The organism is Paenibacillus plantarum (assembly GCF_013141695.1).
Classification (GTDB): Bacteria; Bacillota; Bacilli; order Paenibacillales; family NBRC-103111; genus Paenibacillus_E; species Paenibacillus_E plantarum.
Genome location: NZ_WHNY01000074.1, coordinates 47178 through 61890, shown reverse-complemented (window position 1 = coordinate 61890; position 14713 = coordinate 47178). Strand labels below are relative to the sequence as shown.

The window sequence follows — 14713 nt, the reverse complement described above, 5'->3', positions numbered from 1 at the left end:
AAATAGTGTTGACGGCAATGAAATACGGTGCTACTATGTGTTTAATCATAGTAAACAACTTGGTTTTGTCGACATACAATTGCATATCCTGTCCAACCGTACACACGGAGGCGTTCCTTTATATAAGGGATGCCTCTTTTTATTTTCATATTAGAGGAGGTCACGTAGATGGCAAAGGTTTTAGAAGATAATGATTTGCGACTTATTGCGGATGTGTTGGTAATTGGTGGAGGTCCTGCGGGAACGTGGGCGGCCTTAACGGCTGCAACGAATGGCTCCAAGGTCATCTTGGTGGATAAAGGGTATTGTGGAACGAGTGGAGCAACAGCACCATCGGGTACGGGGGTTTGGTATGTTAAGCCGGACGAGAAGCTGCGAGAAGAAGCCAGAGCGAGTCGCTATCTGTTAGGCGGTAAGCTGGCAGAGGTTCCTTGGATGAACCGGGTGCTCGATCGGACTTATGAGAACATGAATAAGCTAGGCTCCTTGGGGTATCCGTTTCCGAAGGATGAAATCGGCGATCCGTATAAACGCGGTTTGCAAGGGCCTGAATACATGAAGCTGATGCGTAAATTGGTTCAAAAAGCAGGTGTGAAAATCCTCGATCACAGTCCCGTGCTCCAATTGCTTGCCGATGAGCACGGCGTTGGCGGTGCAACTGGCGTGAGAACGCAGAGTGGGGAGACCTGGACGGTGCGTGCAGGAGCGGTAGTGATTGCGACAGGCGGTTGTGCATTTTTGAGCAAAGCATTAGGTACGAACGTGTTAACAGGGGATGGTTATTTATTGGCTGCTGAAGCCGGCGCGGACTTCTCAGGGATGGAATTTTCGAATGCCTACGCAATCTGCCCAACCTTCTCTTCCGTAACCAAAACAGCTTACTACCGATATGCCTCCTTCTACTACGAAGATGGCTCCATTGTAGAAGGTGCAGGATCACAACGTGGCCGCTCAATCATTGCGCGCAATTTGCTGCAAGGCCGTCAGGTTTACGCCAGCTTGGATCAAGCGCCGGAAGAAATTCGTCCCTTACTGCGTGTGAATCAAACGAATTTCTTCTTGCCTTTTGATCGACTTGGCATCGATCCATTCAAAGATAAGTTCCCTGTTACCCTTCGCTTAGAAGGCACGGTGCGTGGAACAGGCGGTATTCGAATCGTGGATGAGCAATGTTCAACGATTGTTCCAGGCTTATATGCGGCTGGCGATGCAGCGACGCGTGAACTGATCTGTGGAGGTTTCACAGGCGGTGGCAGCCATAATGCGGCTTGGGCGATGTCTTCCGGTTCATTTGCAGGAGAAGGTGCTGCGAAATTTGCTAAGGATCTTGGAGATAAAGCAGATAATCGTACACTGAAAAGCGTCTCAACGACAACTTTCACGAAGTCGGGATCGGGTCAGATTTTAAGCAAAACAGGCGAAGCCATTCAAGCGGTACAAGAGGAAGTCACGCCGTATGACCGCAATTTGTTCCGTACCCAGAAAGGGTTGGAAGGCTCAATCAACCGTCTGGATGGAGTTTGGAATGATTTACGTGAACGTGTGACGACGTTAGATATAGCAGGTGTTCGTCATCGTGAAGCGGCGGCTATGACAGCTACGGCCCGTCTTATGTACAACACGGCACGCGAACGTACGGAAACGAGAGGGATGCATAAACGTGAGGATTTCCCAGAGATTGATGCTGCGCAAGGGTACCGTTTAATTAGCGGAGGGCTGGATCAGGTATGGACGCAAAAAGCTGAAGTGAACAAGGAGGCTGTTACACCATGATTGAATTAGTCAGCGAGTCCAAATGTGTAGAATGCAACCTCTGCGTGTCGGTATGTCCGACGAATGTATTTGATCGTGTGGAAAATGGGATTCCGGTCATTGCTCGGCAAAGCGACTGCCAAACCTGTTTCATGTGCGAGCTGTATTGCCCAGCGGATGCGCTCTATGTAGCGCCGGATGCTGAAGGACCAATGCATGTGAGTGAAGAGAGTTTAGATGAACAAGGTTTCTTTGGTGGTTATCGGGAGAAAGTTGGCTGGGGGAAAGGGCGTAAGCCTGTTGCCGAGCATCCTTATATGTATGAATTAGCGAAACTAACTTCTATTGGGTAAGACAGTGGGTGCCCTCTCGTGGTCAATTTGAAAGGAGAATGAAAGATGATAGAGAGACAGAAGACAAGTAAAAGGGGATTCGGACTTTTCCGTACCACACATTTGGTTATGATATTAGCAGCCATGGTCGCTTTCTTAGCGGCCTGTGGCAATTCGGATGGAGGCGCCAAGACAGCTGGTGCCAGTGCAGCAGCGACAAGTGGCGGGGCAGCCAAGGTACAACCACCAGCAGTGATCAATTACGGATACATTGGCACGAACAAGCTGAATTTCCCAGGTGGTGCAGAGGGCTGGGGCTTATATAAAGGGATTATCCAAGAGGAGCTCAAAAAGTACGGTATCACTGAGGTCAAGCCGGTAGCTTTCCCAAACGGACCTGACCAAAGCGAGTCGCTAATCAGTGGCAGATTGGATTTTGGCAGCTTGGGCGATACGCCAGCGATACTTGCTCGTTCGACTGGAGCGAAGACGAGAGCAATTACCCAGAACTCAACAGACAATATAGGTTATTTGATTGGTAAAAAAGGTGGACCAACAACGATTGCTGATTTGAAAGGTAAAACGATAGCAATTCAAAAAGGTTCCTTCATGCACCGCTATATTGCCGGCCTTGTAAAAGAACAAAATGTGCCCGACGTGAAGTTCATCCATATGCTGCGCCCGGATGGTGAAGCAGCGTTGTCCCGTGGTGAAGTGGACGCGATGACGAATAGTGCGATCTTTGCTTTGAAACAAATTGAGAATGGATTCCCATTGATTGATGATGCCACTAAGCATCCGAATTTGATCGGAGGCAGCATTACGGTTGTGTCCGAGGACTACCTGAAGAAATTCCCTGATTTCCCGAAGGTGTGGAATGCAGCTAGGGAGAAAGCGCTCAAGGATCTGCAATCCAAACCGGATGAATATTACCAATTCTTATCTCAGTTAAATGGGTTCACACCGGAATTAAACAAGAAGGTTACACCGATTGAGACGATTAAAGAGGTTAATTTTAAGGATGATGGTGTGAAGCTGCTTGATGGAACGAAGAAATTCTTGGTTGATGAAAAGCTAGCGGAGAAGGATTTCGATTTGAATCAGTGGTTACTTAAATAAAGGCGACACGCCTATTCGGAAAGGGAATGATGACATGACTGTATCAGCACAAGTAGATAATCAAGCAGTTTTAACCCCTGAAGTGGAGGCCAATCGTAAGGCGGATTATCCTGTTCATTCGCTGTTTCTGAATCGTTGGTCGTCGCGTGCTTTTGAAGAGAAGGAAGTAACACGAGAGACATTATATACGATTCTGGAGGCTGCGCGCTGGGCACCATCCAGCTCGAATCTGCAGCCGTGGCGATTCGTAGTCGCCCAAACAGAGGAGCAGAAACAGAAGTTTCAATCGTTTATTAAGCCGAACAATCAATTGTGGACGAAGCATGCTCCTGTGCTGTTGCTGATCTTGTCTAACAAGTTCCGTCAGGATGGTGAACCTAGTGGTGCACATGCGTTTGATGCAGGTGCAGCTTGGGCATCGATTGCTTTTCAAGCGCACTTGTTAGGTCTGGCTACACGCGCTGTTGGCGGCTATGAGAGAGAAAAGGCACGTGAAGTACTTCAAATTCCAGCGGAGTATGAGCTTCATGCCGTGATTGCTTTAGGTTACCGTGGAGCACGTGAAACGTTGGCAGAAGACTTTCAACAGCGTGAGTTGCCGAATGGACGACGCGCATTGAGCGAGAGTATCATCGAAGGCTCTTTCTAGTTCGATGGACTCGTGGAACCGGCAGTTTGCAGCGTTGCTCTCTGTACAATTGCTTGTATCGACCGCGCACGGCATGTTCGTTCCCCTCTTGCCCAGCTTCCTTCAGGATATTGGGCATGTGAGCGGGGATTCGCTTTACATATGGTCAGGTGCGATATTTTCGGCAAATTTCATGATCATGATGCTTCTTATGCCTTTCCTCGGTCGCATCGGAGATCGCTACGGGCGTAAGCCTGTGATGCTCTGGTCCGGATTCGGAATGACCCTCGTTACGGCTTGCATGTCATTGGCCACCGAGCCTTGGCAGCTGGCACTGCTGCGATTGGCACAGGGCTGCTTCACTGGCATCCTGCCATTCACCATGGTGCTGATCTTGATTGGAGCTGCCAAGAATAAGGTTGGCGTTTCGGCTGGCACCATGCAAATGATGGGCGAGACAGGTTCGCTAATCGGACCACTAATTGCGTCCTCTTTACTTACATTTTACTCGGTACGAGGCGCGTATCCGGCTATGAGTGTGTGCATTTTGCTTGCGACCGTCAGCGTGCTTTGCTTTGTCAAAGAAGGTCCCCGTGCACCTGTCGTTTCTAAAATGGAACGGAGCACTTTGCTAACGGACTGGAAGCACATCTGGCGGATGAAGCCGCTCCCCTCGCTGCTGCTTAGTGCCCTATGCATTAATTTCGCATTAGTCGGGACGAATCCGATTATCCCCTACTACGTGCGGCAATCCACGCATACGCTCACCTTTCTCAACGATCAGTGGCTGCTCGGCATCACCTTATCGGCGACCTCTCTCGCCGTTATCGTATTTTCCCCGTTGCTGGGCATGCTCTCCGATCGCGTAGGACCTTTATTGTTGCTCAAAATAGCGACCAGCACTGCGTTTCTCCTCTGCATCGTGCAAGCGGTGACGCACTTTTATCCGCTTATTCTTGCGTGTCGGTTTACACTCGGTTTGTGCGTAGCGGGCATGATGCCCAACATTCAAGCCCAGGTACGAGGCTTAGTCCGCAAGGGGATGGAGGGGCAGACCTTCGCCATGGTGAACTCTTGGATGTTCCTTGGCTGCCTAACCGGGCCTCTGCTCGGCGGCATTATCGTCGCTCATTTTGGCATAAGTGGCTGGTTTATTACGGCTATGCTCGTTTTTGGCGTCAGCTGTTGGCAAGCTTTTCATATTGGAAGCTACCAATCGCGGAAAGCGGAGTTGGACGAGGCTCAAGCCGTGACGCGCGTGTCGACAACTACCAATTAAAACGAATTAATATGCAGCGAGCCCTTCGGGGCTCTTTTTTGCGTGATGTGATGTGCTTTGGGGGACTGTTGTAGATACAACAGAATTGATTCTTCGCCCCTTTTACTTTCTCCTCAAGGCATGATAATTTTATAAGTTAGAAGCAGAGCATTTTGAATTTATTGTTTCGTCCCCTTTGATAAGATGATGACAAGAACAACAACAGAGTAATGAGAGGGGCAACAATCGTATGAAAAAACTTAGTCAAACAGTCGTAAGCGCTATCGTAGTTGGTGGATTGCTGGCGGGATGTTCTTCCCAAAGTGACAGTGGGGGATCAGCCAGCACATCTTCGTCATCAGTACCAAGCCAAACAGATGCAACCGTGAAAAAAGAAGAGAAAGTAAAACTCACGTTCTGGAGAAACTCGGGGAATGATACGGAGAATGCAGCCTACGACAAATTAGTGGCATCTTTTATGCAAAAGTACCCGAATATTTCCGTGGAAATGACACCGATTCCATACTCGGATTATGATACGAAATTGCGTGTATCCATCGCTTCCGGAAGTCCACCAGACATCATGGCATTAGATGCACCAACCGTCGGTTCGTATGCAAACGCGGGAGCGCTTAAACCATTAACCGCCTACTTCAAAGCAGACGGAAATATGGAGGATGTTCCGAAATCAACACTTGCGACTTATACGTATCAAAATGAAATTTACATGGCACCGCTGACGGAATCTTCCATTGCGATGTTCTATAACAAAAAACTTTTCCAAGCGAAAGGCATTCCGCTTCCTTCCAAAAACCCAGATGAGCCGTGGACCTGGGATCAAGTATTGGATGCTGCAAAGAAAGTGAATGATCCTGCGAACGGAATTTTCGGTATCGATCCTGCACAAGGCTTTGGCAATGCAGGTGCAACAGCCTACTTCAAATATCCAATCATTTGGCAGCTCGGCGGTGAGATCATGAGCCCAGACGGTAAAACGTCCAAAGGCTACCTAGATTCCCCACAAACGAAGAAAGCCGTCCAGTTCTTCTCCGATCTGTATAACAAAGATAAGGTATCTGCACTGGAGTATCCACCAGATCCATTCCCGAACGGTAAGTTGGCCATTACGATTGACGGCTCGTGGTCTTTGGCTAATTTGAAGGAGAAATTCCCTAATTTCAAGTTGGGCGAAGACTATGATATTGCACCATTGCCAAAAGGAACAGCGCAAGCGGTAGCCAATGGCAGTTGGGCGCTGGGTATTTCGGGGAAAAGCAAGCATCCAGATGAAGCTTGGAAGTTCATTAACTGGGTTACAGGGGAAGAAGGACAGAAAACGTATGCAGGTATGACGAAGGATATTCCATCCCGATATTCATCTGCGAAGGCGTTCCCAGAGCTGAGTGAGTATCCGAAGAACATCTTCGTTATTCAAAATCAGAAGTACGGCAGACCGCGTCCAATCACGCCGATCTTCCCGCAAATGTCAGATGCTGTGAACAAAATGATCGAGGATGTCACGATTGGCAAAAGAAATATTGATGCGTCTATCGCAGAAGCCGTTACGACAATTGATAAAGCGTACGCAGATGTTCTAGCACAGCAGAAGAAGTAAGCAGCTCCAGATATGTGAGACGAATCATTTTGATGATCGTCTCTTTGTCGTTGTTTCGCCAGATGGCTCAGAGGTATGATATTAAGAATCACACATAATGGGGGGATATCATGTTTTTCTCATTGAGGAGCCGTTTGATGGCGGTTTTCTCGGTTCTACTGCTTCTCCCTTTTGCCACTTTGGCCTATATTCTTAGTGAGGAAGCAACCAAAACAATCAAGTCGTCAATCGAAGCTTCAACATCACAAACGATCGAGCAGTTCGCCTCGCATGTGGGGACGCTGTTGACACAAGTTGAGGATGCGGGCAATCAGGTAGTGAGCTCCCGAGTCACACAGGACTGGCTGACCGTACATTTGAATTCAGATAGTACGATTCAAGAACGCGTTCTCACGAAGCAGCGATTGCGGGAGTATTTCTCCTCCTATGCGGTGAATAACTCCAGCGGTATTTCCATAAGTGCGTTCACTGAGGATGCTGGCGGTGTGTGGACGCAGGATAGAACCTATAAGAACAGCGAGTGGTTTCAGGATTTTATTAATGAAAGTAACCGTTGGACGACCGCACATAAGGATGTCGATCAATCAGACGAATTTATGAGGGCGCGATCGATTAATAGCTTCCTTTTTCCACTCGTACAGCTACAATCGCTAAGAAATATGGGCTTCATCAAGGTGAATTATCCAACAACCCTGCTTCGCAATGCGATTGAAAAAATTCATGTGGGGAAGACGGGAAAGGTCGTTTTGCTGACACATGAAGGCAACAGTGTGCTGGACCAAAATCTGTCCGAAGACAGGGCCATGCTGGGGAAGGGGCTTCAGGAGATTGATTCGCGGTTTGACGGGGATGCCAGTGGAGTTTTCCCAATGGAGGCGAAGGGAGAGACGTATCTGCTCTTTTTCCGCAAGCTGCCTGCTCAGAATTGGACAATTATTGGGAGTGTTCCTGAGATTGAATTGTATGAAAAAATCACACACATTCGCCAAACGATGCTTGTCGTTAGTGTTATGTTGCTGATTGTTGCGATATTAACAGCCTTCTGGCTGTCCGCAGGCATTACCAAGCCGCTGAGTGTGATGGGAAGAGCAATGAGGCATGTAGAGCGCGGGGAGTTTCATCAGGCGCTGCATGTGATGCCGAAGGTTGGCCAGGGCCATAGTGAAGTGAACTATGTGACAAGGGTGTTCGAGCAGATGACCCATCGGCTTCGCTATTTAATCGAGACAGAGTTCGAGACGAACTTGCGCAGGAAAAATGCCGAGTACAAAGCACTGCTGCTGCAGATCAATCCGCATTTTTATAATAATACGCTTGAAATCATTAGCGGTCTGGCGGCGATGAAGCGGGAAGACCTTGTGATGGATACGACGGAAGCTTTGGGCAAAATGATGAGATACTCGCTCAACCTGGGTAGTGATTTGGTTCGAGTAGCAGAAGAAATGGCGTATATTCGGGATTATTTGTTCATCCTCCATTTGAGGCATGAGGAACGATTGCAAATTGCGATCGAAGAAGATCCCGCGGCAGCCCATTTCTTGATCGCTAAATTCATCATTCAACCACTGGTAGAAAATGCGGTGAAGTATAGCTTAGAGAAGGATGGCATCGCGCAGATTACCCTAAGGACGAAGCTGCAGGAGGATAAATTGCTGATCTCCGTGAAAGATAATGGCATTGGCATGTCTCCGGAATTGGTCCGAAATCTGATGGAAGAGATCCAAACGGGCGATCCTGTAGCAATCCTCAGTACCGAGGGGCAGAGTATCGGGCTTCGCAATGTGTTATCCCGATGTCGATTGAATTATGGGAAGCAATTTCATTTAGAGCTGTATTCCAAGCAGAATGAGGGGACGGAACTGAACCTAATCCTGCCGCTGATAAGGAGCTGACAACCGAGATGTACAAAATCATGCTGATTGATGATGAGGTCGGCGTTCGTAATAGTATTAAGGCCAAAATCGATTGGGTAGCCGCCGGTTTCGAAATTGCCCTGGAAGCGGCTAATGGTCTGGAGGCTCTGCAGCTTCTGGAGGCATTTCCGCTCCCAGATGTAGTCATTACAGACGTTCGCATGCCGCAAATGGATGGGATTTCCTTCGTTAGCGCATGCAAGGAAAAGCACCCTGCGCTTCGTATCATTGTGCTCTCGGGCTATTCGGATTTTGAATATATGAAGGCTGCTATTCAGCTTGGGGTGAAGGATTATCTGCTCAAACCTGTGGTTCGCAGTGAGCTAACAGCACTTCTCGGCAAGCTAGCCGCGGAATTGGAAGAGGATCGAAACCGCTTGCGGGAGCAAAATCAAGAGGAAATCAAAAACAATCAACAGCTAGGGTTGATGCAGGAGCAGCTTCTTTGGCAGCTAGTGAAGGATGAATGGTTCAGTGTGTCCGCCATGAAGGAACGAATGGCGCAGCTGCAGTTATCAGCGTTAGCGGTTGATGATGTTCATGCGCAGTTTGTCACCGTAGAAATGCGTATTCCGCCAGGGCGCTTGGACGATTGGAGCGAGCGCAAAGACTTGCTTTACTTGGCTTTTCAGATGTTATGTCGGGAGTCCGCCCAGAAATGGGAGTCCATCTATCCGTTCTACGCGATGAGTCACCCTGCGATGATACATTTTGTCATTCGGATTCAAAATGCCGAACATGACCGCTTCCTGGCCGACTTCGTGCGTAAGCTGAAGCGGGATATTCAGAGCTACCTCAAAGTAGACAGTGTGTTCGGTATTGGCGAACCTATCAATGGGTTGAGGCAGCTGAAGGACGGCTACGCATCTAGCATGCTAGCCTGGAGTCAGGGCACGATTCATTCCGATAAGGCTGAGCCGGATCGAAATATGCTCGCCATGACGCACAGCTTTTCACCGGAGGTGGAGAGAAAACTGATGCAGACCATCGAAAACCTCGATATGCCTGCTTTTACAAAGCAGTTACACGCTATATTTTCTTCGGATCGAGATACGCCAATGTTTGTATTCACCTTTTTGACGCTGCGTTTTATTCTCTTGTTTAATGCCATTGCCAAGAAATTTGAGCTAGGGGATGCGTCCCTGCAGAGCTACCTCTGGAACTGCCAGATGAGCGTGAGAGATTACTCCTCTCGGGAGCAAGTGCTCGACCAGCTGCACGACATGGCTTGGCTCGTCATGGAAGAAGTGAGGAAAACCAGGTTCTCCAGTGGTCAGCAAATGATGAAAGCCATTCGCAATTACGTGGATGAGAACTTTTCCTATGAGCTCACGCTGGCCTCGTTGGCCGATATGTTTCATCTTAATGAAACGTATTTATCTGGGCTTTTTAAGCAAAGTGTGGGTGTAACTTTCAGTGACTATGTGACGAGGCTGCGTCTGAATAGGGCGGCGGTTTTGCTCCAAGAAAGTGAACTCAAGCTAACGAATATTGCAACGTTGGTGGGGTACTCGAGTTCGAGCTATTTTAGCACGGCTTTCAAGAAGTTCTACGGGAAGGGACCGAAGGAGTATCGGGAGGAGAGTCAAAGTAAATCTGTATAGTTTTGTGCACCATACATGATACGCATAATAACAACATATTTATCTAACTCATTGACCAAATAAAAAACAAGATAGTGATCAACGATCAACTTACGATATCCTCTGCTTTTTAGAGACTCATCTAATAAAATACTTCCTGAATACGGGACTCTAGTGAGACTCATAATACTGGATTCAATCTTTGCTAGAAGGTTGTCTGCCGCAGCTTGAGCAAATAATTTATGCGATACATAACTGTAAATCTGCTCAAGATCATCACTTGCTAATGGTGTGAATTTCAAACCATAATCATTTGTTTGCATATTTGTCTCGCAGCCTTTTAAAAACTGCCTCACCTTCTAATAAAGGTTGACCCTCAGCAATTTGCTTTTCAGCTTCAGCTAACTTTTTATAAACTTCAACTAGCGCAAGTTGACGTTCATAGGTTTCAATACTCATTACGACTAAGTCGCCATATCCGTTCTTAGTAATAAAAATAGGTTCGTCTTGTTTATGACAAAGCTCAGAGATTTCAGTTGTATTTCTTAAATCCGTTATCGGTCTAATATGCGGCATAATCTGACCTTCCTTCCCGTGATTATTATGACAATATTGTAGCATTATAATGTACAATATTCAATTCCGATTACCATCAACGGGCTTAAATACTCTCATCCAAAAGATGAGGGTATTTTTCGTCCTGTCACGCTCTTGCAAATCATTTTAAAACACAACTCCCAATGATATTGAAATCTTTCTATTCGCTGACTCGGTACAATAACGATACATCATAATAGACAGCGAGTAGAGGGAGGAACCATGCGGAAGAAATTTGGATTATGGGTGGCGGGTAGCGCTGTGATCATACTTCTGGGTTGGGGGGCAACGGCTTTGGTAGCAGGTAATAACAAATCGACGGACTCAGCGGAGGAATTGGCTTTCTCCTTTGCGAAAGATCCGACTTATTATACGGAAAAGTTTCGCCCGCAGTATCATTTGTCACCGGAGTCAGGCAATCTAAGTGACCCGAATGGCATGGTGTATTTTGAAGGGGAGTATCATCAATTCTATCAAAATAGCGGTCAATGGGGTCACGCGGTTAGTCGGGATTTAATTCATTGGGAGCATCTGCCGGTCGCGCTAGCTAGGGATTCGCTCGGTGAAATTTGGTCAGGCAGCACAGTTGTGGATGCGAAGGATACGAGCGGATTTTTTGGTGGCAAGGCAGGGCTAGTCGCGATTTTTACGCATTTCAAAGGCGGCCTGCAATCGCAAAGTATTGCATATAGCTCAGATAAAGGCCGTACATGGACCAAATATGAAGGGAATCCAGTGATTCCGAATCCAGGCTTGAAGGATTTTCGAGACCCCAAAGTGATTTGGCATGAGCCTACGAAATCCTGGGTGATGGTAGTGTCTGTGGATAATCGTGTTCAATTCTACACATCACCTGACCTCAAAGCATGGAAGCTAGCAAGTGAGTTTGGAAGCGATCAGGGCTCGCATGCGGCGGTTTGGGAATGTCCGGATTTGTTTGAGCTACCTGTAGAGGGTACCAAAACGAAGAAGTGGGTGTTAGCCGTCAGCATCGGTAGCAACAACACGACCAAAGGCTCCACGGCCCAATACTTCGTTGGCACGTTCGACGGTCACACGTTCAAGAACGATAACCCAGCTTCCGATGTCTTATGGACGGATTATGGGAAGGATTTCTATGCCGCTGTGTCTTATTCGGATATTCCGGCAAAAGATGGACGTCGCATCTGGCTAGGCTGGATGTCCAATTGGCGTTATCCGTTCGCGATGCCGACAGGGGCTTGGAAGGGCAATATGTCCATCCCGCGCGAGCTGCGGTTGAGGAATACTCCCGATCAAGGCATACGTTTGATTCAAGACCCGATCCAAGAATTGCAGACGCAGCGCGGCAAAGAAGTTCTCGTAACGAAACAGCAGTTAGCGGCAGGAGTTAATCCCTTTGACCGATTAAAAGGAACATCTTATGAGTTAATTTCGGAGCTTACTGTTCAGCCGAATAGTAAGGTCGAATTCCAACTTCGTAAAGGAACCGATCAAGCAACGAACGTCATCTATGACGCTAACGCTGAAAAGCTAACTATTGATCGAACTCACTCTGGCATCACCTCATTCGAGAAAGGCTTCGCTGAACAAGTATCTGCACCACTAAAGCTGAAGCATGGCAAGCTTAAGCTTCAATTTTTTGTGGATGAGGCTAGTTTGGAGGTATTCGCTAATGATGGTGAGGTGGTTGTCACTAGCCTAATCTTCCCTGATCCCACGAGCAATCAACTGGAGCTGAGTGCGTCTGAAGGCAATGTCACGCTGGAAAAAGCGCAGTTTTATCCGATGGGGACAGTTTGGCGTAAGGAGGATGTGAACGGTACAACGCCACAAAGAGTAGTGTTTAATAACACTACGCTTGATGTTGCGGTGAACAGTAGCCAACTTATCGCAGCATCCGTTATTCCCCTGAGCGCACCACAGGAGCTGAATTGGACATCTAGCGATGAAGGAATCGCGTCCGTTTCAGTGAATAACGGAGGGGCAACGGTGCGGGGGGTTAAGAACGGGCAGGCTGAAATCAAGGCGACTAGCCAGGATGGGTCTGTCATGTCGAGTCTCCAAGTGTATGTTTTTGATGGCAAATGACAGATGTGAATGGAGAGGTGAGGTATGGCTACTGTTGAAACGATGAAAACAGTGAAATCGGTTAGTTCAAGCAAGAAAAGATCGCAAAGCTTTCGCAAGCATGAGCAAGCTACTGCCTTCTGGTTTATATTCCCGGCAATAGCCTTGCTGTTTGTGTTCGTGTTTTATCCTATGCTGCAAGCATTTCTGATCAGTTTCAAAAACTATTCCTTAGTCGGCGCCGGTGATGTGTTCGTCGGCATGGACAATTATGTGCATCTAATGAAGGATCGTGCCTTCTTTAATAGCTTGAAGCATTCGTTTTATTTCGCACTGATTGTGATTCCGATTCAGACGAGCATCGCACTTGGCCTTGCCTTATTAATTCAGAAGAAAACCGCGGCAGCCGGGCTGTTCCGAACGCTTTATTTTATCCCGGTTATTATCTCGACAGCGGTGGCGGCTACGGTTTTTAAGCTCATTTATAACAAGGAGTTTGGCCTCCTGAACAGTGTGCTCAAAGCGCTGCATATGCCTGTTACAAGCTTCCTATCTGATCCGAAAACAGCGATGAACGGCATTATTGTGCTCGGAATTTGGAAGGGCGCCGGGTTTTTCATGATTATTTTCCTAGCAGGCTTGAACAATATCTCGCCCGATCTCTATGAAGCAGCCAGAGTGGATGGGGCATCACGGATACAACAGTTTTTCAAAATCACACTTCCGCTGCTCCATCGGACGATGGCCTTCGTGGTCATCATGACGACGATCGATGCGATCAAACTCTCGGGCTTAGTCTTCGTATTGACAAATGGTGGACCTAATAGCTCAACGGAAACCGTTGTTTTCTATATTTATAAGCAGGCTTTCACGCAAATGAGGATGGGGTATGCGACGGCGGCGGCGTTTGTGCTGTTCGCGATTGTATTGACCATTTCGCTGATCCAAATGAAGCTTTTTAACAAAGACACAGACTAACAACGAGGAGGGATTCGCTGTGAAGAGACTAACAAACGTCATAACAATGATCGTCATGATCGTGATTGCTCTGATTTCTGTCGCTCCTATCCTATGGATGGTTACTGGCGCTTTTCGACCCTATCAGGAGCTTTTCAAATATACATCATTGAATATTCACTTAATAGTTCCCGTAGAATGGACATGGAAGAACTTCCATAATGTCATTTTTAATACGCGAAATCCGTTCTTACGCTATATCTGGAATACATTGCTCGTAGCTTCCATCGTAACGATACTGGTGCTGATCATTAATTCGATGGCGGCATTTGCGTTTGCGAAGCTAAGATTTCCATTTAAAACGGTTGTATTTGCTTTATTTATGTCAGCGATGATCATCCCAGGTGAAGTAACACTCGTGCCTAACTATTTACTGATGCACGATTTGGGTTGGCTCAATTCTTATAAAGCACTTATTATTCCTTCGATGTTGTCGGTGTTCGGCATCTTTATGTTGCGGCAATTTTTCGCGGAGGTTCCGAACGAAATGATGGAAGCTGCACGGATTGATGGAGCGAGCTTGCCGCGTACTTTTGTAGCGATCGTGCTGCCAGCAGCCGTTCCAGCGCTAATTACACTCGGACTGATGACTTTCCTCGGTAACTGGGACTCCTATCTATGGCCGCTCATTGTGATCAATGATCAGAAAATGCAGATGATTCAAGTCGGGATCTCCACGTTTTCCTCGAATGAGGGGACGGATTGGTCGAAGGTTTTGGCAGCAAATACGTTATCTACCGTGCCGATTCTTGCGCTGTTTTTATTTCTGCAGCGTTACTATATTCAAGGGATTACGATGTCGGGCATCAAGGGTTAATGGTTTGTTTATAAAAAGAAAGGAGCCGATGGC

General features: G+C 47.4%; 13 protein-coding genes. 11 read left to right on the top strand and 2 right to left on the bottom strand.

Translation table 11 applies throughout. The features are described from left to right. The first annotated feature begins 168 nt into the window (after positions 1–168). The 8 genes from GC096_RS27215 to GC096_RS27180 all read left to right on the top strand — a co-directional run bounded on the left by GC096_RS27215 (position 169) and on the right by GC096_RS27180 (position 10221). Positions 169–1773 (top strand): FAD-dependent oxidoreductase, encoded by a 1605-nt coding sequence (locus GC096_RS27215; protein ID WP_171634583.1) that lies wholly within the window; start codon positions 169–171, stop codon positions 1771–1773. Continuing rightward, positions 1770–2105, top strand: coding sequence for a 4Fe-4S dicluster domain-containing protein (locus GC096_RS27210; RefSeq protein WP_171634581.1), 336 nt, complete (start codon positions 1770–1772; stop codon positions 2103–2105). Before GC096_RS27215 ends, GC096_RS27210 begins: the two co-directional genes overlap by 4 nt. A gap of 45 nt (positions 2106–2150) precedes the next feature. After that, the gene (locus GC096_RS27205) at positions 2151–3203 is read left to right on the top strand and encodes an ABC transporter substrate-binding protein (protein ID WP_246302993.1); all 1053 of its coding nucleotides are present in this window, start codon (positions 2151–2153) and stop codon (positions 3201–3203) included. A gap of 34 nt (positions 3204–3237) precedes the next feature. Next, the gene (locus GC096_RS27200) at positions 3238–3852 is read left to right on the top strand and encodes a nitroreductase family protein (protein ID WP_171634579.1); all 615 of its coding nucleotides are present in this window, start codon (positions 3238–3240) and stop codon (positions 3850–3852) included. 4 nt (positions 3853–3856) lie between these two features. Then, on the top strand, positions 3857–5110 hold the full coding sequence (locus GC096_RS27195) for an MFS transporter (protein WP_171634578.1): 1254 nt from the start codon (positions 3857–3859) through the stop codon (positions 5108–5110). A gap of 229 nt (positions 5111–5339) precedes the next feature. Further along, on the top strand, positions 5340–6704 hold the full coding sequence (locus GC096_RS27190; RefSeq protein ID WP_171634576.1) for an ABC transporter substrate-binding protein: 1365 nt from the start codon (positions 5340–5342) through the stop codon (positions 6702–6704). A gap of 137 nt (positions 6705–6841) precedes the next feature. Further along, positions 6842–8596, top strand: coding sequence for a sensor histidine kinase (locus tag GC096_RS27185; RefSeq protein ID WP_246302992.1), 1755 nt, complete (start codon positions 6842–6844; stop codon positions 8594–8596). Between the two features lie 8 nt (positions 8597–8604). After that, a complete protein-coding gene (locus GC096_RS27180) occupies positions 8605–10221 on the top strand; it encodes a response regulator transcription factor (RefSeq protein WP_171634573.1) in 1617 nt (538 codons plus the stop codon). Here the strand turns inward: GC096_RS27180 and GC096_RS27175 are convergent. Then, positions 10203–10523, bottom strand: coding sequence for a type II toxin-antitoxin system RelE/ParE family toxin (locus tag GC096_RS27175; protein WP_171634571.1), 321 nt, complete (start codon positions 10521–10523; stop codon positions 10203–10205). The two genes, GC096_RS27180 and GC096_RS27175, sit on opposite strands and share 19 nt — an antisense overlap. Beyond that, positions 10510–10776: a type II toxin-antitoxin system Phd/YefM family antitoxin gene (locus GC096_RS27170; RefSeq protein WP_171634570.1), complete on the bottom strand. Its 267-nt coding sequence runs from the start codon at positions 10774–10776 to the stop codon at positions 10510–10512. The genes GC096_RS27175 and GC096_RS27170 overlap by 14 nt, the downstream gene beginning before the upstream one ends. A gap of 243 nt (positions 10777–11019) precedes the next feature. Between GC096_RS27170 and GC096_RS27165 the strand changes: the two genes are divergently transcribed. Genes GC096_RS27165 through GC096_RS27155 form a run of 3 tightly spaced genes read left to right on the top strand, consistent with a single transcriptional unit; the run spans position 11020 to position 14680 of the window. Further along, on the top strand, positions 11020–12867 hold the full coding sequence (locus GC096_RS27165; protein ID WP_171634568.1) for a GH32 C-terminal domain-containing protein: 1848 nt from the start codon (positions 11020–11022) through the stop codon (positions 12865–12867). A 24-nt stretch (positions 12868–12891) separates the two neighbouring features. Further along, positions 12892–13824 (top strand): carbohydrate ABC transporter permease, encoded by a 933-nt coding sequence (locus tag GC096_RS27160; RefSeq protein ID WP_246302991.1) that lies wholly within the window; start codon positions 12892–12894, stop codon positions 13822–13824. A gap of 19 nt (positions 13825–13843) precedes the next feature. Further along, the gene (locus GC096_RS27155; RefSeq protein ID WP_312886351.1) at positions 13844–14680 is read left to right on the top strand and encodes a carbohydrate ABC transporter permease; all 837 of its coding nucleotides are present in this window, start codon (positions 13844–13846) and stop codon (positions 14678–14680) included. Positions 14681–14713 lie beyond the last annotated feature (33 nt).